Annotated in this window: 20 protein-coding genes; 5 read left to right on the top strand and 15 right to left on the bottom strand. The window is 69.6% G+C overall.

Annotated features, from left to right (window positions below; genetic code table 11):
* Positions 1–285 precede the first annotated feature (285 nt).
* The 14 genes from VF632_RS13360 to metK form a co-directional block, all read right to left on the bottom strand.
* On the bottom strand, positions 286–1671 hold the full coding sequence (locus tag VF632_RS13360) for an ABA4-like family protein (RefSeq protein ID WP_331023401.1): 1386 nt from the start codon (positions 1669–1671) through the stop codon (positions 286–288).
* A 172-nt stretch (positions 1672–1843) separates the two neighbouring features.
* Positions 1844–4165 carry a S9 family peptidase gene (locus VF632_RS13355; protein WP_331023400.1) on the bottom strand — a complete coding sequence of 774 codons (2322 nt, stop codon included), beginning with the start codon at positions 4163–4165 and terminating at the stop codon, positions 1844–1846.
* A 163-nt stretch (positions 4166–4328) separates the two neighbouring features.
* Complete coding sequence (locus VF632_RS13350; protein ID WP_331023399.1) at positions 4329–5720, bottom strand: pyruvate dehydrogenase complex dihydrolipoamide acetyltransferase; 1392 nt, start codon at positions 5718–5720, stop codon at positions 4329–4331.
* Positions 5721–5810: 90 nt separating this feature from the next.
* Positions 5811–6791 carry a pyruvate dehydrogenase complex E1 component subunit beta gene (locus VF632_RS13345; RefSeq protein WP_331023398.1) on the bottom strand — a complete coding sequence of 327 codons (981 nt, stop codon included), beginning with the start codon at positions 6789–6791 and terminating at the stop codon, positions 5811–5813.
* Positions 6792–6855: 64 nt separating this feature from the next.
* The gene (locus tag VF632_RS13340) at positions 6856–7188 is read right to left on the bottom strand and encodes a four helix bundle protein (protein WP_331023397.1); all 333 of its coding nucleotides are present in this window, start codon (positions 7186–7188) and stop codon (positions 6856–6858) included.
* A 68-nt stretch (positions 7189–7256) separates the two neighbouring features.
* Positions 7257–8396: a pyruvate dehydrogenase (acetyl-transferring) E1 component subunit alpha gene (pdhA, locus tag VF632_RS13335; protein WP_331023396.1), complete on the bottom strand. Its 1140-nt coding sequence runs from the start codon at positions 8394–8396 to the stop codon at positions 7257–7259.
* Positions 8396–8992: a Uma2 family endonuclease gene (locus VF632_RS13330; RefSeq protein WP_331023395.1), complete on the bottom strand. Its 597-nt coding sequence runs from the start codon at positions 8990–8992 to the stop codon at positions 8396–8398. Before VF632_RS13330 ends, pdhA begins: the two co-directional genes overlap by 1 nt.
* A 70-nt stretch (positions 8993–9062) precedes the next feature.
* A complete protein-coding gene (locus VF632_RS13325) occupies positions 9063–9257 on the bottom strand; it encodes a hypothetical protein (protein WP_331023394.1) in 195 nt (64 codons plus the stop codon).
* Between the two features lie 78 nt (positions 9258–9335).
* Positions 9336–10460: a lipoyl synthase gene (lipA, locus tag VF632_RS13320; RefSeq protein WP_331023393.1), complete on the bottom strand. Its 1125-nt coding sequence runs from the start codon at positions 10458–10460 to the stop codon at positions 9336–9338.
* A gap of 740 nt (positions 10461–11200) precedes the next feature.
* Positions 11201–12481, bottom strand: coding sequence for a homoserine dehydrogenase (locus VF632_RS13315; RefSeq protein ID WP_331023392.1), 1281 nt, complete (start codon positions 12479–12481; stop codon positions 11201–11203).
* Between the two features lie 2 nt (positions 12482–12483).
* Positions 12484–13473: a homoserine O-acetyltransferase family protein gene (locus VF632_RS13310; protein ID WP_331023391.1), complete on the bottom strand. Its 990-nt coding sequence runs from the start codon at positions 13471–13473 to the stop codon at positions 12484–12486.
* Positions 13470–14243 (bottom strand): hypothetical protein, encoded by a 774-nt coding sequence (locus tag VF632_RS13305; RefSeq protein ID WP_331023390.1) that lies wholly within the window; start codon positions 14241–14243, stop codon positions 13470–13472. The genes VF632_RS13310 and VF632_RS13305 overlap by 4 nt, the downstream gene beginning before the upstream one ends.
* Positions 14240–15553, bottom strand: a complete 1314-nt coding sequence (locus VF632_RS13300) for an O-acetylhomoserine aminocarboxypropyltransferase/cysteine synthase family protein (protein WP_331023389.1) — start codon at positions 15551–15553, stop codon at positions 14240–14242. The genes VF632_RS13305 and VF632_RS13300 overlap by 4 nt, the downstream gene beginning before the upstream one ends.
* Positions 15554–16092: 539 nt before the next feature.
* The gene (metK, locus tag VF632_RS13295) at positions 16093–17238 is read right to left on the bottom strand and encodes a methionine adenosyltransferase (RefSeq protein ID WP_331023388.1); all 1146 of its coding nucleotides are present in this window, start codon (positions 17236–17238) and stop codon (positions 16093–16095) included.
* 422 nt (positions 17239–17660) lie between these two features.
* Here metK and VF632_RS13290 point away from each other — a divergent pair, with 422 nt between their 5' ends.
* The 3 genes from VF632_RS13290 to VF632_RS13280 all read left to right on the top strand — a co-directional run bounded on the left by VF632_RS13290 (position 17661) and on the right by VF632_RS13280 (position 21054).
* Positions 17661–17975, top strand: a complete 315-nt coding sequence (locus tag VF632_RS13290; protein WP_331023387.1) for a hypothetical protein — start codon at positions 17661–17663, stop codon at positions 17973–17975.
* Between the two features lie 172 nt (positions 17976–18147).
* On the top strand, positions 18148–20328 hold the full coding sequence (locus VF632_RS13285; RefSeq protein ID WP_331023386.1) for a M3 family metallopeptidase: 2181 nt from the start codon (positions 18148–18150) through the stop codon (positions 20326–20328).
* A 321-nt stretch (positions 20329–20649) separates the two neighbouring features.
* On the top strand, positions 20650–21054 hold the full coding sequence (locus tag VF632_RS13280; protein ID WP_331023385.1) for a hypothetical protein: 405 nt from the start codon (positions 20650–20652) through the stop codon (positions 21052–21054).
* Positions 21055–21066: 12 nt separating this feature from the next.
* On the opposite strand, the gene VF632_RS13275 is transcribed toward VF632_RS13280, so the two are convergent.
* Positions 21067–22233, bottom strand: coding sequence for a glycoside hydrolase family 172 protein (locus VF632_RS13275; protein ID WP_331023384.1), 1167 nt, complete (start codon positions 22231–22233; stop codon positions 21067–21069).
* Positions 22234–22449: 216 nt separating this feature from the next.
* Between VF632_RS13275 and VF632_RS13270 the strand changes: the two genes are divergently transcribed.
* Positions 22450–22848: a response regulator gene (locus tag VF632_RS13270; RefSeq protein WP_331023383.1), complete on the top strand. Its 399-nt coding sequence runs from the start codon at positions 22450–22452 to the stop codon at positions 22846–22848.
* Positions 22845–24509: an EAL domain-containing protein gene (locus VF632_RS13265; RefSeq protein ID WP_331023382.1), complete on the top strand. Its 1665-nt coding sequence runs from the start codon at positions 22845–22847 to the stop codon at positions 24507–24509. The genes VF632_RS13270 and VF632_RS13265 overlap by 4 nt, the downstream gene beginning before the upstream one ends.
* Positions 24510–24516 lie beyond the last annotated feature (7 nt).

Here is a 24516-nt window from a genome sequence, read left to right as displayed (position 1 = left end):
ACGGCGTTCCAATCCGATGCGAGCGCCGCGCTGTCCGAAGGCAGACGCGCCCAGCGCCGGCTGTACCGGGCGGTGCCGCCGCGAATGTCGATCACCCGTCCAAAGCCACGGACGAGGTGCTTCGTGTACTCTCGCATACCGAGGCCCTTCATGGTTTCGTCCCCGTGTGAGCCGCAGAGACGTGCTCGTACGACGCATCTTCCAATCTAAGCACGCCCCACGCCTCCGTCCAGATTTGCGTTCTACACCCGGTCGGAGCGGATCCCACGTCTCCTTCGTCCGCGCTCAGGCCGCCGCGGGACGCATGGCACGCGCCTGCCGCGAGCCCGCGTGCAGCCAGGTGCGCGCGGCGAGCGCGGCGACTAACACCCAGGCCAGCAGCGATCCGGCGGCCAGCGCCATGGCGGGCGAGGCGTCCAGGATGGCACGGCCCTGCACCGTCTGCCAGGCGATGGCGGCCACGGCCGCGAGCCAGGCGATCCCCGCCGCGTGGATCCACGGACGCGCCCGCGCCGCGCCCACGGCGGCCCAGGTGAGCAGGATGGCGACCAGCGGCAGCGCCTGCAGGCCGTGGAAGCCCGCCGCGTGCAGCGGCAGGATGCTGGCCCCGGACCCGGCGCGCGATCCCTGGACGGCGCTCATCCACAGCCCGGCGGCGAACGCGGCGAAGGTGGACGCGGCGCCGTAGCGAAGGGCCAGCAGCAGCGGCGCGTCGGCGCCGTCCATCCGCCGCCGCAGGATCTTCCACGCCAGCACCGCGAACAGCACGATCATCCCCAGCGCGGTGAGAAAGAACACGCCGCCCAGGATCTGGTCCCGCACCGGAGCCACCTTGCTGAAGCGCGGGTCCAGCCCACGGGCGATCTGCACGGTTTCGACGAGGTATGCGTACAGCGTCAGCACCACGCTGAACCCGCGCCAGGTGGCCAGCCCGCGCGGGGAAAAGCGGGCCAGCGGCAGGCACAGCACCAGGGTGAGCAGGTAGATGCCGACGGCGATGTCGAACGTCATCGCCTTTTGCAGGTGACCCTCCGGCGCCACGAACTCGCCCCCGCGAATACCGATGGCCGCCGCGCACCCCAGCCCCAGGACGATTCCCAGCACGCCCAGCGCGCTCAGCACCCGCTCGCGCCGGTAGACGGCCATCACCCGGCCGAACGCCTCCCGCCCCGCGGCCGCCAGCCCGCGCTCCGCGGAGACGATTCCCACGGCCAGCTCCGTTTCCGCCGGCTGGGCCAGGGCCTCGCGACGGCCGCGGCTTAGCCGGCGAAGCGCCAGGTAGCCCACGTAGCCCAGGGGGCCGAACATCAGCGTGAACACCAGCACGATCGACTGCACGGGCAACGGCAGCTGTCGGTCGGCCATGTTGTCGCGGTAGATCATCAGCGCCACCGCCTGGTCGAAGGCCAGGATGTGGATCCACGCGACCAGCGCCACGTCGGGGTTGGCCAGCAGCCGGATGACACCCTCCGCGCTGCCGAAATCCCGCATGATGCCGGGGCCCAGCTGCGCCACCAGGGGAAGGATTCCCGCCAGGTACAGCACGGACAGGAAGACGGGAAAGATGGACCGCTCCGCGATCCACCGCGTCACCCGCCACGAGGGAAGCACGATCAGCAGCAGCCAGCCGAGCATGGCGATGCCGGCCACGTTGTAGAGGAACAGGTACATGCCAGGGGCTCCGGGCGAGGGGACCGGCGGGGGGATGGAGGTACAGCGAAGATAGGGCGGCCCCCACCGCCCATCCAGAGAGATGGAACGGACGAAGGCCCGGCCGGGTTTCGGCCGGGCCTTCTCGAGCGGCGCGCGAGGGGTTGGACGCGCGCCGGTGGATGTTCCGAGACTAGTCGGACGCGGGGCGCGGCCGGCCGATCTGGTAGTCGCGGGGCGGCTCGGCGCCCATCAGGTGCCGGACGAAGTAGTCCCAGCGGCGCCGCATCATGTAGTTGTTGTCGGCGCCGTAGCCGTGGCGCGCGTTGGGGAAGACCAGCAGGTCGAAGTCCTTGCCCGCCTTGATCAGCGCGTCGGCCACCAGCAGGGTGTTGTAGGGCGGCACGTTGTCGTCCATGCCGCCGTGGGCCAGCAGCAGCCTGCCGCGCAGGTTGGCGGCGTGCGTCTGGTTGGCCTCCTGGGCGTAGTTGTCCGTCTCGCCGTTCTTCACCAGCATCGCGTGGTACCGCTCGCCCCAGTCGTCCTCGTAGTTGCGGTTGTCGTGATTGCCCGACTGCGACACGCCCACGTCGAAGAAGTCGGGGTGCCGGAACATGGCCGCCGCCGTGGCGAACCCGCCGCCCGAGTGGCCCCAGATGCCCACCCGGTCGATGTCGATGAAGCGATGGCGCCGCGCCAGCTCACGCATCCCGGCGATCTGGTCCGGCAGCGTGTTGTCGCCCATGCGGCCGTAGTACGCGTCGGCGAACGCCTTGGAGCGGCCCGGCGTGCCCATGCCGTCGATCTGCACGACGATGAACCCCAGCTCGGCCAGCGCGTGGCTGTCGCCGCGGGCGGGCGAGAAGCTGCGGCTGCCCACGCTTCCCGACTGCGGACCCGGGTAGATGTGGTTGACGATGGGGTACGTCCGCGTGGAATCCAGATTGGACGGCGTGTACATCAGCCCGTAGATGTCCGTGGTGCCGTCGCGCCCCTTCATGCGGATGGGCGTGGGCGGACGCCACCCCGTCGCCAGCAGGCGCGAGATGTCGGCGCGTTCCAGCGTCTGCAGCACCCGTCCCGTCATGTCGCGCAGCACGGTGACCGGCGGCGTGTCGGGGGTGGAGTAGGTGTCGACGACGTACCGGCCGTCCGGCGAGAGGGAGACGGTGTGGTTGGCGTTCTCCGGCGTCAGCAGCCGCAGCCCGCGGCCGTCGAAGCCCACGCGGTACAGGTGCTGGAAGTACGGGTCGCGCCCCTGCTCCCTGCCCTGGCCCATGAAGTAGATGGTGCGCGTCCGCTCATCCACCCGCACGATGTCGACGACGTTCCCCTCGCCGGTGGTGATGCGGTTCTTCAGCCGCCCGGTCGCCAGGTCGTAGAGATAGAGATGCGTCCAGTTGTCGCGCTGCGACCACCAGATCAGCTCGTTGGAGCCGGGGAGCACGCGCCACAGGTTCTCCGTGAACGCCGCGTCGCCCACCTGCGTGTTGCTGCGCTCCTCGAACAGGGTGCGCACCTCGCCCGTGCGCGCGTTGGCCACGCGGAACCAGGCCGTCTTGTGGTCGCGCGAGCTGGAAACGAAGGCCACGTGCGAGCCGTCGGGATACCACTGCACGTCGCAGAGGGTGCCGCCGCCGCACTGCACGTGGTCCGACACGGTGGAGCGGTGCGCATCGGCCGGCATGTTCAGCCGCACCACCTGCGGCCGCCCGTCCGCCCCCCTGCCGATGATCACGCGATGGATGCGGAAGATCACGCTGTCGCCCGGAAGCGGGTACTTCCATGCTTCCAGCCGCGGCTCGCCCACGTTGGTCGACACCAGGTACATGTCGGAGGTGCCGCGGGCGTCGTGCTGGAAGGTGGCGATCTGCCGCGAGTCGGGCGACCAGGTGAGCACCGGGTCGTCGCCGTGCGTCCAGCCGGCGTTGTTGGTGGCGTAGCCGAACTCCCGGGTGCCGTCGCGGGTCAGCTGCGTCTCGGCGCCGGTGGACAGCTCCTTCGCCCACAGGTTGAAATCGCGGATGAACACCGCCCAGCGCCCGTCGGGCGAAACGCTGGAGTTCTCCGGCGCGCCGGGCGCCGCCGCCGACGAGTCGGCCGGGGCGCAGGTGTACGCCTGCAGGTCGCAGCTCCACTGGCGGTTCTGCGCGCGCACCGTGATGGAGCGGCTGTCCTTCGCCAGCTCGAACGGGGGGATCTGGCCTGCCTGCACGGGGCGGCCGGAGACGGCGGCCAGCGCCGACGCAAGGCGCGTGGGGTCGAACAGCGCCTCGCGGGTGCGCCGCGCCGGGTCTACCACGAAGAAGGCGCTGCCCCCCGGGGTGGTAGCGCGGTACCAGAACCGCCCGTCCTCCAGCCACGTGGGGCGGGCGGCGATGCCGCTGACCAGCGGCGCGGTGTTGGCGCCCAGGAACCGCTCGGCACGGGCGTAGTCCTGGGCGGTTAGCTGGCGCGGCTGCTGCGCGGCGGCGGGCGCGGCGAGCAGCAGCAGGGCAAGGGCGTAAATGCGCATGGAACTCGTTTGCGGTACGTGAGCGGAACGCGGAACCCGCGTCGGAGCGATCAGCCTGCGTATCATTGCGGAGAACGCCGCGCCGCGCCAGCCCCCGCGCGGAAAAAGGCCCGGCCGAGAGAATCCCGGCCGGGCCCGTCGAATCGATGGAGACGGATCGTCGTCAGGCGATCATCAGCATCGGGTCTTCCAGGTACTGCTTCAGCGTCTGCAGGAACGCCGCACCCGTTGCACCGTCGATCACCCGGTGGTCACAGGAGAGGGTGACGCGCATCCGCTGGCGGATGGCCATGTTCCCGTCGTCGTCCACCACCACCTTGGGGGTGATGGCGCCCACGGCCAGGATCGCCGCCTCGGGCGGGTTGATGATCGCGGTGAACTCCTCGATGCCGAACATCCCCAGGTTGCTGATGCTGAAGGTGCTTCCCGTGAACTCCTCGGGCTTCAGCTTCTTTTCCCGCGCCCGGCCAGCCAGCTCCTTGACCTCGCGCGAGATGTCGGAGATGCCCTTGAGGTCGGCGTCGCGGATCACCGGCGTGATCAGCCCCTCGTCGATGGCCACGGCCACGCCGATGTGCACCTGCTCGAAGAGGTGGATGGCGTCGCCCGTCCACGCCGCGTTCACGAACGGGTGCCTGCGCAACGCGACGGCGACGGCCTTGATCACCAGGTCGTTGGGGCTGGTCTTGACGCCCTCCTTGGCAAAGCGCTCGTTGATGCGGCCCCGCAGGGACATCGCTTGGCCCATGTCCACCTCGATGGTGAGGTAGAAGGTGGGAACGGGGCCGATGGACTGCGCCAGGCGACGCGCGATGGTCTTGCGCATCTGCGTGAGCGGGTGCGCACGGAAGCGCGCGTCCGTCGACACCGGCACGGGCGCGGGCGCAGGGACCTGCGGCTGCGCGGCTTCGGCCGGGGCAGCTGGCGCGGCGGCCGCCGCCGGGGTGCCGCCGCGGGCGACGGCCTCCTCGATGTCGCGCTTGACGATGCGCCCGCCCGGCCCGCTGCCCTGCACGGCGCCAATCTGCATCCCCGCCTCTGCGGCCAACTTGCGGGCCAGAGGCGAGGCCTTTACCCGCCCGCCGTCCGCCCCGCCCTCGGCGGAGACGGTGGAGGGCTGCGCCTCGGCGGACGTTGCCTGTGGCTTGGCGTCGGACGTGGGGGTGGGCGACGCATCGGCCTGCGGTGCTCCGGCCTCATCCTGCGCCGCCGAGCCCGCTTGGGACGCAGCCGGAGGGCTGGCCTCGCCTGTGGCGGCCGCCGGAGCCGGCGACGGCTTGGCGTCGGCCCCGCCCGTGAGGCTGGAGACGTCCTCGTCGGCCCCGGCGATCACGGCGATCATGGTGCCGACCGGCGAGGTTTCGCCGTCGCCGATCAGGCGCTTGCGAAGCACGCCCGAGCCTCGGGCCACCAGCTCCATGGTGGCCTTGTCGGTCTCGACCTCGGCCAGGACGTCGCCTTCCTTGACGTCGTCGCCCTCGTTCTTCAGCCAGCTGATCAGGCGCCCCTCTTCCATCGTGGGGGAGAGCGCCTCCATGTAGACTTTCGTCGCCATCGTCGTCTCGGAGAAGTGCGTGAGTGCGTTGGTGCGTCAGTGCGCGAGGGGAAGGGACTTCCGCACTCACGCACTCACGCACTCACGCACTTATCTGTAGAGAACCTGGTTCACCTTCTGGATCACCATCTCGACGCTGGGCTTGGCGGCGCGTTCCATGGCCTTGGCGTACGGCATGGGCACGTCGGCCTGCGTGACGCGCAGCACCGGGGCGTCCAGGTGGTCGAACGCCTCTTCCTGGATCAGCGCGGCGATGGTGGCCGTGATGCCGCCGAAGGCCCAGCCCTCTTCCAGCAGCACCACGCGGTTGGTCTTGGCGACGGTGGCCAGGATGGCGTCGGTGTCCAGCGGGCGAAGGCTGCGCAGGTCCAGCACCTCGGCGTCGATGCCGTTCTTTTCCAGCTGCGCGGCCGCCTGCAGCGCCACGTGGATCATCTTGCCGTGCGTGATGATCGACACGTCGCTCCCCTGGCGCTTCAGGTCGGCCACGCCCAGCGGGATGATGAAGTCGTCGTCCTCGGGCACCTCGCCCTTGAGGTTGTACAGCATTTCGCCCTCGAAGACGCACACCGGGTCGTCGTCGCGGATGGCGGCCTTCAGCAGCCCCTTGGCATCGGCCGGGGTGCCGGGGACGACCACCTTCACACCCGGGTAATGCGCCACCTGGCTCTCCAGCGCCTGCGAGTGCTGCGCGGCCAGCTGGAGCGCGGCGCCGGTGGGGCCGCGGAAGGTGATGGGCATCTTGAACTGGCCGCCGCTCATGGAGCGCATCTTGGCGGCCGAGTTGAAGATCTGGTCGAACGCCAGGATGGCGAAGTTCCAGGTCATGAACTCGATCACGGGGCGCACGCCCGTCATGGCCGCGCCCACGCCCAGCCCCGCGAAGCCCAGCTCGGTGATGGGCGTGTCGACCACGCGCATCTCGCCGAACTTTTCCAGCAGCCCCTTGGAAACCTTGTAGGCGCCGTTGTACACGCCCACTTCCTCGCCCATCAGGAACACGTCCGGATCGCGCGCCATCTCCTCGGCGAGAGCCTGGTTCAGGGCCTCACGATACGTAATAACAGCCATCCGACCTTTACCCCAGGTTGAGTGCAGTAGGTGCCGAGTGCCAAGTACCAAGTGCCATCATGGATTAGGCTCCCAGCCGCTTCCGAAGCCCCACCAGCATTCTGGTGATCTCGATGCACTCCCGCAGCAGTGCGCGGGAGGTTGCTTCGTCGATGTAGCCCAACTCGCTGGCCAGATAAACCTGGCTGCGGACCTCTCCTGCAGATCCGCGCGCAATGGCGAGGAACCGGGCGAACTCCGCCCTGCTATTCCGGTCGAAGCCCTCGGCGATGTTCGACATCACCGACACGGCCGCGCGCTGAATCTGAGTACGCAACCCCAAGTCCCTGGCGAACGGGCCGCTGGCCGTCACTCGATACACGTGCACGGACAGGCCCTTCGCCTTCTGCCAGACCACGAGATCCTCAAAGCGCGAGATCGGCTTCCGTCCACTTGGTACTTGGGACTGGGTACTTGGCACTGCCCTTACCGCCTCCCGTCGAAGTAGAGGCGTCCGTTGACGTCCTCGGTTGCGTAGATCTCGGTGTAGAGCTCGTCCACGGCGGGCTCCGGCGACTTTTCGGCGAAGTCGGCGGACTCTTCCGAGACGCGCTTCACCTCTTCGTCCATCTGCTCCAGCTCTTCCTGGCTCAGGATGTTCTGGCGCGCCAGCAGGTCGGCGAAGATGCGGATGGGGTCGTTCCCCTTTTCCTTCTCCACGTCCTCCTTCGTCCGGTACACGCCGGAGACGGGGTCGGACATGGAGTGGCCCACGAAGCGGTAGGTGCGCGCCTCGATCAGCGTGGGGCCGCCGCCGGCGCGGGCGCGGTCCACGGCCTCCTTGGTGACGCGGTACATGTCGAGCACGTCCATGCCGTCCGCCACGGCCGACGGCATCGCGTAGGCTGTGGCCTTCTGGTAGATGTCGTACAGCGACGACGCGCGCTCCCAGGCCGTCCCCATGCCGAAGCGGTTGTTCTCGACGATCAGGATCATGGGCACCTTCCACAGCGCCGCCATGTTCAGCGACTCGTGGAACGCGCCCTGGTTCACCGCCGCCTCGCCGCAGTACACCTGGATGACCCGCTCTTCCTGGCGGTACTTGATCTTCCACGCCACGCCCAGCGCCAGCGGAATCTGGCCGCCCACGATGCCGTGGCCGCCCAGGTAGTTCTTTTCGGCGTCGAACATGTGCATGCTGCCGCCCTTGCCCTTGCTGCAGCCGTCGGCGCGGCCGTACAGCTCGGCCATCACGGCGCCGGGGGTAACGCCGCACTGCAGCGCGTGCACGTGCTCGCGATAGGCCGTCATCACGTAGTCTTCGGGCGTCTGCGCGTGGATGGCGCCGACCGCGACGGCTTCCTGGCCGATGTACAGGTGGCAGAAGCCGCCGATCTTGCCCAGCGCGTACGCCTCGGCAACCTTCTCCTCGAAGCGGCGCGCCAGCAGCATGTCGTACATCATCTTGCGCAGCTTCTCGGGCTCCAGCCCCTGCAGCCGCTCCTCGTCGCTCAGCGCCGGCTTTTCGGCCGTCATCGCCTCGCGGTCGGGGGCGGCTTCCTGCACCGCCGCCTCGGGCGCCTGGTCTTCGGCCTGCGCGATTACCTGCGTGTTTTCGTCTGCCATCACTCTTCTCTTCCCGAATCTGCCGGAAGCACGCCGTCGTAGATGTCGGCCAGCTTCAGCGTAACGTTCAACGATTCCAGCTGGATCTCGCCGTCCAGGCCCGTCGTCTCGCCATACAGCCAGAAATGCTCTCCGTGGCGCGTGAAGCGCTCCACCCGCGGCTCCTCCTCTGCCACCAGCAGGTACTCCTGCAGCGACGGGATGCTGCGATAGCCCTGCCACTTCCTGCCGCGCTCGTACCCTTCGCTCTCCGGCGAAACGATCTCGACCAGCAGAACCGGGTTCAGGAGCAGATCGGTGCCACCATCATGACGCGCCACTCGAGGTTCCCCGCAGTACGCCATCACGTCAGGGGAGAATACGTCCCCGCCGGCCGCTCCGATCAACATCCCGCGACGAAGGATCTGGCATCCTTCCCGCCTCGCCGCGCCGTTCAGGACGGTCCCAATGCTGGTCACCAGGAGCGCGTGCTCGAGGGTGGTGGGAGCGACAGTCCGTATGCATCCATCCACGTACTCGCGGAACTCCATCGCGAGTTCGATCCCGTCCAGGTACTCGTCGATGGTGACGCGCACGTCGGACGAGAGCGCCGGCATCAGCCCAATCCGCCGATCTGCACCAGGCGCGGCGCGGGGGGCCGGACCATGGCGGGTAGTGGGGGGAGCGTCAAAGGGCCGCCCGCTTCAGTCGGCCTTCGACCCCGGCCGGATAGTCCGGCAGCGGCAGCTCCCGCCGCACCCTCTCCGCGGAGCGCCGGATGTATTCCCGGCGCTGCTCGGGTGTCAGCCCCGCGACCTCGTCGTTCAACCTGTCGCGGATGTCCCGCATCAGCGCCACGCAGTCGATCTGTGGTTCAGTCATTAGCACCGACCTCCTTCGGCGTACCTCCAAATACAGAGGTGTCCACGTACGCCCGCAGGCGCTGTTCCGCCACGCGAACTACAGTCCGCCGATCTGCACCAGGCGCGGCGCGGGGGGCCGGACCATCGCGGCGCGCAGGGCGGCTTCGGACGCGTCGATCTGCACGTCGGAGTCCACGTCGGCGTCAACGATCTGCGTGATGCTTCCCGGGCCGCCCGCGTCGATGGTGCGCGCCTGCTCCTTGGCGTGGTACGACGAGCGCACCAGCGGCCCGCTTTCTACGTGGCCGAAGCCCAGCTCGCGCTCGCCGATCTCCTTCCAGCGGCGGAACTCGTCGGGATGCACCCAGCGGTCCAGCGGCACGTGGTGCTCCGACGGGCGCAGGTACTGGCCCAGCGTAAGGATGTCGACCGAGGCCTCGCGCAGGTCCTTCATCGACTGGTAGATCTCGTCTTCCGTCTCGCCCATCCCCAGGATGATGGCGCTCTTGGTGAGCTGCGCCGGGTTCATCCGCTTGACGGCGCCCAGGAACGAGATGCTGCGCCAGTAGCGCGCGCCGGGGCGAAGCGCCTTCGCCAGCCGCTCGACGGTGTCGATGTTGTGCGCCAGGATCTCCGGGCGCGCCTCGACCACCACCCGCAGCGCGTCCTCGTTGCCCTTGAGGTCGGGGATCAGCACCTCGACCGAGCAGCCGGGAACGCGCTCGTGGATCTGCCGGATGCACTCGGCGTAGATGGCGGCGCCGCCGTCTTTGAGCTCGTCGCGGTTGACGGAGGTGATCACCGCGTGCTCCAGCCCCATGGTCACCACCGAATCCGCCACGCGGCGCGGCTCGTCCCAGTCCAGCTCCGTGGGCAGGCCGTGGGCGACCGCGCAGTACTTGCAGGCGCGGGTGCACACGTCGCCCAGGATCATGAACGTGGCGGTGCCGCTTTCCCAGCACTCGCCGATGTTGGGGCAGTGCGCCTCCTCGCACACCGTGTGCAGCCCCTGCGAGCGCATCAGGTCCTTGAGGCGCAGGTAGTTGGGGCTGCCGGGCGCGCGCACCTTCAGCCACTCGGGCTTGCGGGCGCGGTGCGGCACCGCCTCGCCGCCCGTGGGGGCCGGCAGGTTGACGGTGCCCTTGCTCTTTACGATGCCGTTGTCCTTGCCCTGGGGCGCGTAGCCGCGGGCAGGAACGTCGGGCGTGGTGGTGGCGCTCATATCACTGCTCCGTGGGGCCGGGCCCCACCGTTTGCCGACGGGTGCGGCGAGGCGGAGCGCGCGTTCTCGCGGCCCCGCCTCAGGATCACGGCCCGGCGAGCGGCCCGCAAGCAGCGGGCCGGGCCGGGGTTACTGCGAGTAGGGCAAACTAGGGCGCGGTCCGCGACGGTGCAACGTTCCGCGACCCGCCACCACCCGAAGTATACGGGATTCTGTACCCCGGTGGGCCGAGAGCGGTCGGTGCACGCGGTTGTCATCCCGATGGAGCGACCCCGGCATACTCGCCCGCACACCAAACATCGCGGCGACTGATGGATCCGCCACACACCGTCCGTAGCGCACCGAAACCCACCCTCGCGCAGCACCCGTGCAGTTCCAAGAGGCCGTTTCCAAAGCGGGTGAATCCGCAACTGGGACAGCGGAAAGCCCCGACTCGGGCCGCTCGCGCGTCCGCGTTCGGGGCTCAACCGCACGCACGCCGCACCTGCCGAAGCGTACTCGAATTCTCCCCCTCGCCCGCTTGCGGGAGAGGGGGCCGGGGGGAGAGGGCAGCCGGGAACTGCACGGCCGATTTCCGACCGCTCCCAGCGCCGGGTACAGGCTCAGCTCACCACCGGCACTCCCCTGATTCACAATGCTGGCTCCCTTCCCCCGCGCAGTTTGCGGGGGAAGGGTTGGGGATAGGGGGCGCCGCGGCATTCACCACAGGAGGCCGTGCCCGCATCAGTACGTGGGAGCCCCTACTCCGCGACCCGCAGCACCGCCGGGGCCAGCCCCTGCCCCTCCAGCGCCCGCACCGCCAGCCCGATGCGCGGCCACGGCGTGGGATGCGTCCCCATGACGCTCACGCCCTTGCCGCGGACGATGCGGTCCACCTCTACCTCCACGCGGTCCAGCGTCGCCCGGAGCGCGGCTTCGGGGAGTTGGCCTCGCTCCACCGCGATGACCCAGGCGTGCGGACGGCGGTCGGGGATGGACGGCGTTCCCCCGTCCGCGGGCGCGCGGTGGCGGACCGTGGCGCGCACCATGTCGCCCAGCAGTGCCGACGCGGTCGGCGCGCCGCCCGCGCCGAGGCCGGAGAGCCGCACCCGCCCGTTCCACTCGCTCTCGATCACCACCGCGTTCTCCTCGTCGCGCGTGCGGCCCAGCTCTGAGGCGGTGCCGACGAGCACCGGCTCCACGCTCGCCACCACGCCCTCCGGAAGCCGCGCAGTCTCCGCCACCAGCCGCACAACGCCACCCAGCGCGCGAGCGGCGTGGGCCAGCCGCTCGGCGCCGTCGCCCAAGCCGCGTCGCCGCACGTCGAGCCGCGCGGGATCGGCGCCGAAGGCGAGCCACGCCAGGATGCGCACCTTGTCGGCCGCATCCTCGCCACTCAGGTCGCGCGACGGGTCCGCCTCGGCGAAGCCGCGCGCCTGCGCCTCCGCGAGGGCGGCGGGAAAGGTCCATCCATCCTCCAGCCGGCTGAGGATGTAGTTGGTGGTTCCGTTCAGGATGCCGCGGATCGACCGGATGCCCGTCAGCGACAGGGGCTCGCGCAGGACGCGGATCACGGGAACGCCGCCCATCACCGCGCTCTCGAAGTCCAGCCGCCCGCGGTGGGTGCGCGCCAGTTCAGCCAGTTCCGGCCCGTGCGCCGCGATCAGCGCCTTGTTGGCCGTCACCAGCCGCCGCCCCGCCGCCAGCGTCGCCCGCGCGATGCGGAGCGCCGGGTCAGAGCCGCCGATGGCCTCCACCACGAGGTCCGCTTCCGTGGCGAGAAAGGTATCCACGTCCGTCGTCAGCAGCGCGCGGTCCAGCTCGCCGGGGCGCGGGCGCTCGCCGTGCGCCACGAGCACGCGGACGAGTTCGAAGCGCAGGCCGTGCCGCGCGCGGATCTCGGCGGCGCCCTGGTTCAGCAGGCGTACGAGGTCGCCGCCTACGGTTCCGCATCCCGCGAGCGCTACGCGGACCACCCGCGGGCCGCGGGCGACGGAGGGGATGCGGACGTCGGCGGTCGCGATCTTCAGTGCAGTGCTCATCGTCACCTCTCCACGAGATGGACGGCGTGTTCCAGCGCTTCGGCCAGGATGGCGGCCGTCTGTTCGGGCTCCAGCAGAAACGCGTCGTGGCCATGGAGAGAGCGGATCTCCCGGTACTCTGCCCCGGCCGCATCGACCCAGCTCCGCACGTCCGCATCGCTGTACAGCACGTCACCGGGAATGCCGACGCCGATCAGCCGGCCCTGGATGGACTTCAGTGCGGCCGCGACGCCACCCCGGCCGTGGCCCACGTCGTGGCTGTCCATCGCCCTGGTTAGTGCGACGTAGCTGCGCGGGTCGAAGCGGTCGCGCAGCTTGCGACCGTGGTGCTCCAGATACGAGGCGATGGACCAGCCACCATCCACCTCCCGCCGCCGCCCGAACCGCGACGCCTGCTCGCCGGGCGTGCGGTAGGTCATCATCCCGATCATCCGGGCGATCTCCACCCCGCGCTCCCCCGCGGCCTCGATCGCCTGCCGCTGGATGTGGTTCCACGCGGTGGCGGATGCGGTGTGCGCCGCTGGGGCCGCGAGCACGACGACGGCATCCGCCAGCCCTGGGTTCTGGACGGCCCACTCCATCGCCACCATTCCGCCCAGCGATCCACCCACGGCCAGCGCGACGTTCGTGATGCCCAGTTCGTCCACCAGGAGCTGGACGAGGCGGGCCTGGTCGCGCGTGGTGACGAGGGGAAAGTCCTCGCGCCCCGGCTCCCACGGGCCCGCGGTGCCGTAGCACGAACCCAGCAGGTTGGCGCAGAGCACGGCGTGGCGGTTGGTATCGATCGGCTTGCCGGGGCCGATCACCTCCGTCCACCATCCGCCCGCCGCGTCCGCGGACCCGGTGAGCGCGTGGAAGACGAGGACGACGTTGTCGCGCTCCTCGTTCAGCGCGCCGTCCAGGTGGTACGCCTGCCGAACGTCGTGCAGCACCTCACCCGACTCCACCGCGAACCGGGGGACGCGCTGAACGTGCAGCTCGCGGCGGCTCATGCGGCCTCCGACAGCGCCCGCGCGGCACGGACGACGGTTCCGCCGCGCCCAGAGAGCGGCGCCCAGTGCGCGTAGACGCGGAGCGTGACGCCGTGCGTCAGCGCCAGCCGCGCCGCCTCCGCATGGATGACCCTGGCCCCGGACTGGGCGAGGACCACCAGGGCGAGCGGGTCGATCTCGCCGATCCGGCGCGCGTTTGCGTGCACGGCGGGATCGCGGTCGAACACGGCGTCGACGTCGGTGATGATGTGGCACGGGGCCGGTCCCAGCGCCGCGGCGATCGCCACGGCGGAAGTATCCGATCCGCCGCGCCCCAGCGTCACCGTCTCGCCGTCGTCCCGCGCGCCCTGAAAGCCGCTGATGACGGGAACGGTGCCCGAGTCGACGAGGGAGAGGATCGGGCGCGGGTCCACATCCTCGATCCGCGCGCCGCAGAATGCGCCCGCCGCGCACACCCCGGCCTCGCCGCCGCGCAGGCTGCGGGCGCCCACGCCCCGCCCGCGAAGCGCCGCGGCCAGAAGAGCCGCGGACAGGTCTTCCCCCGTGGCGAGCGCGCGGTCCGCCTCGCGCCCGTCCGGCCGTCCGCCCGGGGAGACGGCGCCAAGCAGCCGGACGATGCGGTCCGTGGCGCCGCCCATGGCGCTGACGACCACCACGGGGCGGCGCCCGCGGCGCAGGTGCGCGTGCACCCGCGCCGCCGCCCGGCGAACGCGCCCGGGCGAGCCGAGCGACGTTCCGCCGAACTTCAGCACCACGATCCCGCTGCTCACAGCCCGACCGCGGCGCGCAACGCCGCGTCCAGGTCCGCCAGCAGGTCCACCGCGTCCTCGATGCCCACGGAGAGGCGGACGAGATCGGCCGTAACGCCGGCCGCCTCGCGCTCCGCCGGCTCCAGCTGCTCGTGCGTGGTGCTCCACGGGTGGATGATCAGGCTCTTGGCATCGCCCACGTTGGCGACCAGGGAAAAGAGCTTCACCTCCTCGATCACCTTCTTCGCGGCATCTTCCCCACCCAGTACGCCGAAGGTGAGCACCCCACCGAATCCGCCACTCAGGTAACGCTTCGCCGTCTGGTGCGTGGGGTGGCTCTCCAGACCCGGGTAGCTCACCCAGCTCACGGCCGGGTGGCCCTCCAGGAAGCGCGCGACCGCCAGCGCGTTCTCGCTGTGCCGCTGAATGCGCAGGTGAAGCGTCTCCAGCCCCTGCAGGAAGAGGAAGGAGTTGAAGGGCGAGACCGCCGCGCCGATGTCGCGCAGCAGCAGCACCCGCAGACGGATGGCGAACGCGATGTTGCCGAAGGTGGGCGCGAACGACAGGCCGTGGTACGCCGGCTCGGGATCGACGTAGAAGTTGCGGAAGCGCTCCGACGCGCCCCAGTCGAACGTGCCCCCGTCGACGACCACGCCGCCGATGGCCGTGCCGTGCCCGCCGATCCACTTGGTGGCCGAGTGGACGACGATATCGGCCCCGTGCTCGATGGGGCGGCTGAGGAACGGCGTGCCGAAGGTGTTGTCGACCACCAGCGGCACCCCGGCCGCGTGCGCCACGTCGGCGATGGCGCGGAAGTCGGGCACCTCCAGCTTGGGGTTGCCGATGGTTTCCACGTACACGGCCTTGGTGGTCTCGTCGATGGCGGCGGCGAACGCCTGGGGATCGTTGCCGTCCACGAAGCGCGTGGTGATGCCCAGCCGGCCCAGCGTGTACTTGAGCAGGGTGAAGGTGCCGCCGTACAGCGCGGACGACGCGACGATGCTCTCTCCCGCCTGCGCCAGGTTCAGCAGCGCCAGCGTCTGCGCGCTCTGCCCGCTGCTGGTCGCGACAGCCGCCACCCCGCCCTCCAGCTCGGCGATCCGCCGCTCGAACACGTCCGACGTGGGGTTCATGATGCGGGTGTAGATGTTCCCGAACTCCTTGAGCCCGAACAGGCTGGCCGCGTGGTCGGGACTGTTGAACACGTACGACGTGGTGGCGTAGATGGGCACTGCCCGCGCATTCGTGGCGGAATCGGCGCTCTCCTGCCCGGACTGCACGGTGCGTGTGCCCAGGCCCAGCTTGCGTTCGGCTTCGGCGATGATGCTCATGTTGGTGTGATCCCTTCCGGATCCGGGGGTACAAAAAAGCCCGGCCCTCTCCGTGAGTGGAGAGGGCCGGGCGGGTGGAATCGGTCTCCGGGCTGTGCCCGGCGATCCTCGCGCTATCCGTGCGACCTGCGTGCACGTGCGCGCCCGTCCGTCTCTCCCGGGGGGAGGACGCACTGACACATGCACATGCACATCATCGCTACGGCGCGAATCGCCATCGGTCTGCCCAATGTCTTTCGTTCAGGTCCCGAGCGGCACGGTGCCGCCCGTCAGAGCATGGACCCCGCGAAGGGGCCCCGGTCGAGCGTGTCTGTCATTCCGAAGGAGCGGCCACGCCCAGCCTACCCCAGCGTCGTACTTCGCAGCGACTGAGGAATCCGCCACACACCAGCCGGAGCGCACCAGGCCAGCCTCGTGGCGGATTCTTCAGTCGGCCCGGCTGAACCTGCACCGGGCCGCTACTGCCCGCCCGGGGCCTCCTTCAGAATGACAATGCGCGGGAGCGGCGTTGGGTCCACTCCCGTTTCCATCGTGAGTCCTTACCGCTCCCAGGGCAGCTCGGCCTTGCCGAAGTGGCCGTAGTTGGTGGTCTTGCGGTAGATGGGCTGCAGCAGGTCCAGCCGCTGGATGATGGCGCCCGGCCGGAAGTCGAAGTTCTCGCGCACGTACTCGGCGGCCGCGCGGGCGTCGCCCGTGCCGAAGGTGTCGACCTTCACCGACACCGGCTGCGCCACGCCGATGGCGTACGCCACCTGCACCTCGGCGCGCTGGGCCAGCCCCGCCTTGACGATCTCGCGCGCCACGAAGCGGCAGAAGTACGCGCCGCTGCGGTCCACCTTCGACGGGTCCTTGCCGCTGAACGCGCCGCCGCCGTGGCGTCCCATGCCTCCGTAGGTGTCGACGATGATCTTGCGCCCGGTGACGCCCGCGTCGGCCGAGGGGCCGCCCTGCACGAAGCTCCCCGTGGGGTTCACCATGATCCGCAGGTCGTCGTGGTACCAGTGGCCCAGCGCCTCGGGGATGATGGTGGTGGCCACCAGGTGGCGGATCTCGTCGCGCGACACGCCGGCCGCGTGCTGCGTGCTCACCAGCACGTCGGTGACGGCCACGGGGGTGTTGCCCTCGTAGACCACGGACACCTGCGTCTTGCTGTCGGGACGAAGCCAGTCGACCGTCCCGGCCTTGCGGTGCGTGGCCAGCGAGCGGGCCAGCCGGTGCGAAAGCAGGATGGGAAGCGGCATCAGCTCCGGCGTCTCGGCTGTCGCGTAGCCGAACATGATCCCCTGGTCGCCGGCGCCCTGCTCGCCGGACTCGCTGGTCTCCTCGTCGACGCCCTGGGCGATCTCGGCCGCCTGCGCCGAAAGGAAGGAGATGATCTTCACCGTGTCGGCGTGGAACGGCTGGTCGGCGTCGACGTAGCCGATCTCGCGGATGGCATCGCGCACCACCTGCTCGTAGTCCACCTTCACGGACGAGGTGATCTCGCCGGCGAGCACCACGTTGTCTTCCTTGACCAGCACCTCGCACGCCACGCGGCTGGCAGGGTCCTGGGCCAGGTGGGCATCCAGGATGCTGTCGGCGATGAAGTCGCACACCTTGTCGGGGTGCCCCTCGGACACCGACTCGGAGGTAAAGGTATAGCTTACGGCGGCGGGCGCTTCGGTCTCGGTAACCACGGTGCTCATCGGCTCTCCTGCGGTAGAGCAGTGTTGGGGGATTGCGCAAAGGGCCCGCGCGTCCAGCCGGACGGGCAGGCCCTCGCGACGCTTTAGGCGGATCTTCCGTTACGTGGCGGGCCCGCCAAGCTGTCTCTTCAAAGCGCCCGCCCCGCCCGCGCGCTGCCGCGCCAGGCCGGAATCCAGTCATCTCAAAAACGAAAGGGGGCCCCGAACGCGAATGCGCCGGGGCCCCCCGAGCGCTTTAGCACATTTATAACGCGGAGCAATCGCAACAACTCGCCGCGGCGCCCGTGAAGGCGCGACGGGATGATAGCGCCGAGAGGCCGATCGCGCAAGTGGCCGTGGCGAACGGCGCGCTTTCGCGGGCGCGCCGCGCGCGCTATCGTCGTTGCGGCACCTGTCTCTTCTACCCCCGCCGGGAGTTCCCGATGCTCCATCCCCGCCTGATGCTCGTCCTTGCCTGCGCGGCCCTGGCGCCGCTTTCCGCGTGCGGCGCCGCCTCCCCGCGCACCGCGTCGCCCGACGCCGGGTTCGCCTCGGCGCGGGTGTACAACGGCTCGGGCGCGGACGTGGAGATGAGCTGCCGCCTGCAAACCGTCGTGTACCCGCTGGGCAAGGTGCGCGCGGGGGCCACCGAGGTCTTCGTCCTCCCGGTGCGCGGATGCGTGCCCTTCAGCGACGCGTCGTACGGATACGGGACCAGCGGCGGGATCCGCGTGCAGATGGTGCGCGAGGCGTCCTGATCCCGCCACCCCATCGCTTTCTCCCGGCGTCCCGCGGCCGGATCACGGCGGAGCGGAACGCGCGCGGCCCATCCGCGTACCTACCCCGCCGAAACGTTTCCGGTTAGTGTATCCGTCTGTTTGAACCCCGGCACCGCGTGCCGGGGCTGGATTGCCCGAACCCTGGGACACAATGCGCGATTCCCTGTTTTCCCGCACCGCCGCGCTGGTGCTTGCGACCGCCGCCGCCGGATGCGCCCCCGTGCAGACCAACGACACCATCTCCCCCGAACCCGCCGCGGCCATGCCCGGCGCCGCCGGCAACCCGCTGCTGGCCGACTGGACGGGCCCGTACGGCGGAATCCCGCCCTTTCACCAGGTGCGGGTGCGGGACTTCGAACCCGCGATGGAAGCGGCGATGGCGCAGCAGATGGCGGAGATCGACCGCATCGCCGCCAACCCCGCCGCGCCCACCTTCGAGAATACGCTGGCCGCGATGGAAAGCGCCGGGTCTGCGCTGGACCGGGTGAGCACCATCTACGGCGTGTGGAGCTCCACCATGAACGGGCCGGAGTTCCAGTCGGTGGAGCGCACGATGGCCCCGCGCCTGGCCGCGTTCAGCGACCGGATCACGCAGAACGAGGCGCTGTTCCGCCGCATCGAGGCCGTGTACAACTCGCCCCAGAAATCCAGCTGGACGCCGGAGCAGCAGCGGCTGGCGTGGCGCTACTACACCAACTTCGTCCGCGCGGGCGCCCGGCTGGACGGCACCGCCAAGGCGCGCCTGTCGCAGATCAACCAGCGTCTGGCCGGGCTGTATACGAACTTCGGCCAGAACGTGCTGAAGGACGAGACCGACCAGTTCATCGTCCTGCGCGACACGGCCGAGCTGGCGGGGCTTCCCCAGTCGCTGCGCGACGCCGCCGCGGCCGCGGCCACCGCCCGCAACATGCCGGGCGCCTGGCTGATCAACAACACGCGCTCGTCCATCGACCCGCTCCTCACCTACAGCACTCGCCGCGACCTGCGCGAGCGGGCGTGGAAGATGTTCGTGAACCGCGGCGAAGAGGGCGCCACGGCCAACCACGAGATCATCCGCGAGATCCTGAAGCTGCGCGCCGAGCGGGCCAACCTGCTGGGCTACCCCACGCACGCGCACTGGCGGCTGGAGAACGCCATGGCTGCGACGCCCGAGCGCGCCATGCAGCTGATGGAGGCGGTGTGGACGCCGGCCGTTGCCCGCGTGCGCCAGGAGGTGGCCGACATGCAGGCGGTTGCCAACGCCGAGCGCGCCGGCATCACCATCGAGCCGTGGGACTACCGCTTCTATGCCGAGAAGGTGCGCAAGGAGCGCTACGACCTGGACCAGAACCAGGTGAAGCCGTACCTGCAGCTCGACAAGCTGCGCGAGGGGATGTTCTGGGTGGCGGGCGAGCTGTTCGGGTTCGCCTTCCGGCCGGTAGAGAACGTGCCGGTGTACCACCCCGACGTGAGCGTCTACGAGGTGACGGACCGCGCCTCCGGCCGCCACATCGGCCTCTGGTACTTCGATCCGTACGCCCGCGCCGGCAAGCGCTCTGGCGCGTGGATGAACGCGTACCGCAACCAGGAGCGGTACGCCGGCGAGATCACCACCATCGTTTCCAACAACTCCAACTTCGTGAAGGGGCAGCCGGGCGAGCCCGTCCTGATCTCCTGGGACGACGCCACCACGCTCTTCCACGAGTTCGGGCACGCGCTGCACGGGCTGTCGTCCAACGTGAACTATCCGTCGCTTTCGGGCACGGCGGTGGCGCGCGACTACGTGGAGTTCCCCTCGCAGCTGCTGGAGCACTGGCTGAGCACGCCGCAGGTGCTTCAGCGCTTCGCGGTGCACTACCAGACGGGCGAGCCCATTCCGCAGCAGCTGGTAGACCGCATCAAGCGCGCGGCTACGTTCAACCAGGGCTTCGCCACGGTGGAGTACCTGGCCAGCGCGCTGATCGACATGAAGCTTCACCTGGCCGGCACCGCCGACATCGACCCGCGCGCCTTCGAGCGCGAGACGCTGGCGCAGCTGGGAATGCCGCGCGAAATCGTGATGCGGCACCGCACGCCGCAGTTCGGGCACGTGTTCGCGGGCGACGGCTACTCGGCGGGCTATTACAGCTACCTGTGGTCCGACGTGATCACCGCCGACGCGGCCGAGGCGTTCCTGGAAGCGCCGGGCGGGCTGTACGATCCGGGTGTGGCGCGCCGGCTTCGCGAGAACATCTTTTCCATCGGCAACACCATCGACCCGGCGGAGGGCTACCGACGCTTCCGCGGGCGCGACCCGGCCGTGGAGGCGCTGATGCGCAAGCGCGGCTTCGCGCCGCCCGCCGGCAGCCACTGACGCCGCAGGGCGATGAGAATGGCCGGCCATCGCGAGGTGGCCGGCCTTCTTTTTGTCTCACGCAGAGACGCAGAGCCGCAGAGAGAGAGAGAGAGGAACAAAGAGAGAAAGAGAAGTGGAGATAACGATGCGGGTTCGAGAGTGTGGCTCATCTTCTTCTTTTCTCTTTTCTTCTCTTTCTGCGTCTCTGCGGCTCTGCGTGAGGCCCTGCTTTAGATGCCCGACGTGAGCGCCGCGGCCGCGGGTCCACGAGGTCCTTGCGCATCACCAGCCAGGGGCGGCATCGTGAGCGAAGCTGTCACCTCCCTCGAGAACTTTCCCATGCGCGCATTGGTCCTGCTGCTCGTTCTGTTCTGCACCTCCGCATGCGCCAGCCTGCAGCCAGGCTCCGGCGGGCCGGAGGGCACGTACAGGTTCGTGGACCTGGACGGCAGGCCGCCACCCGTGGAATCGGAGCCCGGCGTGTTCCTGCACGCCTCGACCATCACCCTGGACGAAACGGGGGAGTTCACCATTACGATGGCTACGTCCACCGGCGCCCCCGACGCGCCCTGGGCCGCGCACGCCGTCACCGGGCGCTACACGGTGGACGGGGAAACGCTCCGCCTGATCGTGAGCGGGGACGAGGAGGGAGTGTCGATCCTGTCGGGCACCTTTTCCCGCGGCGAGCTGCGGCTGCGGAACCCGGACGACGATCCCCGAATTGCCCGCTTCGTCAAGCGGTGAACTTTCGGTGGTTCAGAGGCCGGCCGTGCGCGCCGCGATCGGGGCCAGCGCGGGAAGTCCGTTCTCGGGGCGGTCCAGGTAGAAGTACGCCGTGCTCGACCAGTCGTCGGAGCGCTCGAACTTGCCGTTCTCCGCCAGGTTCATCTCCACCATCCCCTCCCCGGCGCGATAGATCCGCTTGCCCGTGCGGATCAACCCGCCGCGGCTGTGGTCGGCCAGGTAGCCGATCTGCTGCATCGCAACCCGCACGTCGCGGCGAAAGAACACCGGGTCCGGCACGTGGTAGCGGTAGAAGGCCCACTGCATCCGCTCCTCGTCGGCGATGGGCGAGCCCTGGTACAGCTGCGCGTACCGCCCCTGCCCCCACGCGGTGCCCACGTAGTCCTCCGTCCCCGTGCCCACCAGCGTGGGATGCTGCGTGTCGCCGTCCAGGTAGATCTTGATCTCGCCCTCGCCCCACCAGGTGTTGAAGTACTCGTCGCGGTTCACCGCCACGCCCACGTTGGTGCCCAGGTACCGCCCGCGCCCCGAAACGCGCGGCAGGATCTCGTAGTCCTGCTTGAGGCGCGTGGGGCTCTCACGCCGCCAGTGCGCGTGAAAGTACAGCATGTTCGCGGGATGCCGGTCGCCCACCGTGTAGTTCACGTCGTAGAACAGCTCCGGCACGTCGGTGCCGCTCTCGTTGGTCATCACGATGCGCATTGCCGTGCGGAACGGCATGGGGACGATGGAGTTGAAGCTGCGCCCCTCCGGATTGCTGAACAGCGCCGACTCGAACTGCGTCTGCCGCCCCAGCCCGATTCCGAAGAAGTCGCCCAGCGGCGCGCTGACCGCCGGGGTGGCGGCGCCGTCCCAGTACATGTCGATGCGCAGGCTGCGCAGCATCTGCGGGCTGCGGTCCCACAGCGTCATCCAGATGCGGCGGACGGTGCCGCTGGTGCCCTGCGCCTGCGCCAGCACCACGCTCTGCCCCGCGGGAATGGCGATGGTGGGCGCCCCCTTCCGCCCGCCCGCCGCCATTCCGCCGCGGCCGCGTGCACCGGTGGGGTTCTCGGGGCTGGTCCACCGTGTTTCCACGCCGTCCTGCATTTCGTACAGCGCCTGGGCCCGGGCCGCGGGCGCGGTGAGGAGGACGGCGAGCGGGGCCAGGAGCCAGCGCCGGGAGAAGGGAGGTTTCATCAGCGTCTCTCGGGGGTGACCAGGTGAGCGGGATGACGGGTGAACGAGGGATGGTAATGCGCGCCGGCCGCCGCCGCACTCCACCACGGATCGGCCGATTCCACTCGACAGGATGTAAACGCCTGCCCACCAAGGCTTTGCCCCCTTTGGGCCTGCTTCTTGCGCCCGTGCGGCCCGACCAAGGATCGTCCGCAGCAAGCGCAGGGGAGAACGGCCGTGTCGGTGACCGATCAGAACGAAACCATCCTGGTGGTGGACGACAACCGCGACAATGTCGAAATCCTGCGCGCCTTCCTGGAGTCGCGCGGGTTCACGGTCGCGGAGGCGCGGGACGGCCGCTCGGCGCTGGCCTGCCTCGACGAGGTGAGGCCCGCGCTGGTGCTGCTGGACGTGATGATGCCGGGAATGGATGGCTGGGAAGTGTGCCGCGTCATCAAGGCGCACCCCACCCACGGAAGCATGAAGGTGATCATGGTGACCGCCAAGGGCGCGTTCGAGGACAAGTTCGAAGGGCTGCGCTCCGGCGCCGACGACTACGTGGTGAAGCCGGTGGACTTCAAGGACCTGCTGGACAGGGTGAACCGCAACCTGGCGGCCAGGGGCGGCAAGGCGTGAGGCTCCTGGGATTTGCGGATGACGAGGCGCTCCGCACCGCGGTAGAAGGCGCCGCGCGGGCACTGGAAGCCGAGCTCACGCTGCTCTCGCCCGCCGAGGGCGGTTCGTCCGTGCGCGACGACCGCTTCTACGACGCCCTGCGCACGCATCCGGAGGCGGCCGTCGTGCAGTTCCGGCGGGCGCTGCTGGACCGTGCGCGCGAAGAATCGCAGACGCGGGGCATCGCGCTGGTGGCGGCCTGCCGCAACGACGCCGAGGCGCGGCTGGCCATGCGCGCGGGGGTGGACGAGTGGCTGATCCTTCCCGCCACCACCGAGGAAGTCGCCGCGCGGGTGTCGAGCGCGCTGGAGCGCCTGCGCACGCGCGCCGGCCCCGGCGCCACGCACGAGCGCGCCGAGCACCTGCGCTACGAAGAGCTCCTGTACGACCGCTTCACCGGCTTTCCCACCCTGCCGGTGATGATCGAGCGTGGCCGCGAGATGCTGGAGCGCGGCGGCCGGCTGACCATCCTGTACATCGAGTTCGTCCGCTACTCCAAGCTCGAGGAAATCTACGGCTGGGAAAAGCTCGACGAGGTGCTGCAGAGCACCGCCTCGGCCGTGCGCGACTTCTACGAGCAGTACGACGGCGTCGACGGCGTGGTGATGGTGTCGCACGCGGCGGACGACGACTTCATCTTCTTTTCCGAGCTCCCCGGGGCGCTGGACGACGCCGAGCGGCGCATCAACGAGATGGCGCACGCGCTCGAGGAGCACGTGCGCACGCGGCTGGACGCCGAGCAGGGCGAGGACGTGGCGGGGCTGTTCGAGATCTACGTGGGCTCCACGACCATCTTCCGCAACCCCAAGCTGCGCACCGAGCGCATCATCTACCGCGGCATCCGCGAGGCGGCGCAGGCGGCCCGCAGCGTCGAAAGCCGCGAGCGGGCGCGCAAGGTGACGGACCTGAAGACCACGCTCCGCGAGGGCGCCGTCTACATCGTCTACCATCCCATTGTCGTCACCGAAACGCGCGAGGTGTACGGCTTCGAGGCGCTGGCTCGCGGCACCCACCGCGCGCTGCGTTCGCCCGAGGTGATGTTCGGCGTGGCCGAGGAAGCCAACCTCATCTGGGAACTTTCGCGCCTGTGCCGCCGGCGTGCCATCGAGGGGATGGACGCGCACCTGAACGAGAACCAGCTCCTGTTCCTGAACATCGACCCGCACGACTTCCGCGACCCCACGTTCCGCTACCTGGACCTGGACGAGCTGGGCGTGGAGCACCCCGAGCGCATCGTGCTGGAGATCACGGAGCGCACGGCCATCACCGACTATCCCACCTTCCAGGGATACCTGAAGGAGTTCCGCGACCGGGGCTTCCGGTTCGCCGTGGACGACGCGGGCAGCGGCTACGCGGGGCTGGGGAGCATCGCCAACCTGGAGCCGGACTTCATCAAGCTCGACATCTCGCTGATCAGCGGCATCGACGCCAACTTCATGAAGCAGAACCTCGTGGAGACCATGGTGTCGTTCGCCAACGACCACGGCATCAAGGTGATCGCCGAGGGGGTGGAGCGCGAGGAAGAGTACGAGACGGTGAAGCGCCTGGGCGTGCACTTCACGCAGGGTTTCCTGTTCCACACGGCCGGCCACGGCGGCGTTCCGCTGATGACCACCACGTAACCGTCCG

Origin of the sequence: Longimicrobium sp., from assembly GCF_036388275.1 — a bacterium.
Classification (GTDB): Bacteria; Gemmatimonadota; Gemmatimonadetes; order Longimicrobiales; family Longimicrobiaceae; genus Longimicrobium.
This window is presented reverse-complemented; position numbering and strand designations above follow the sequence as displayed.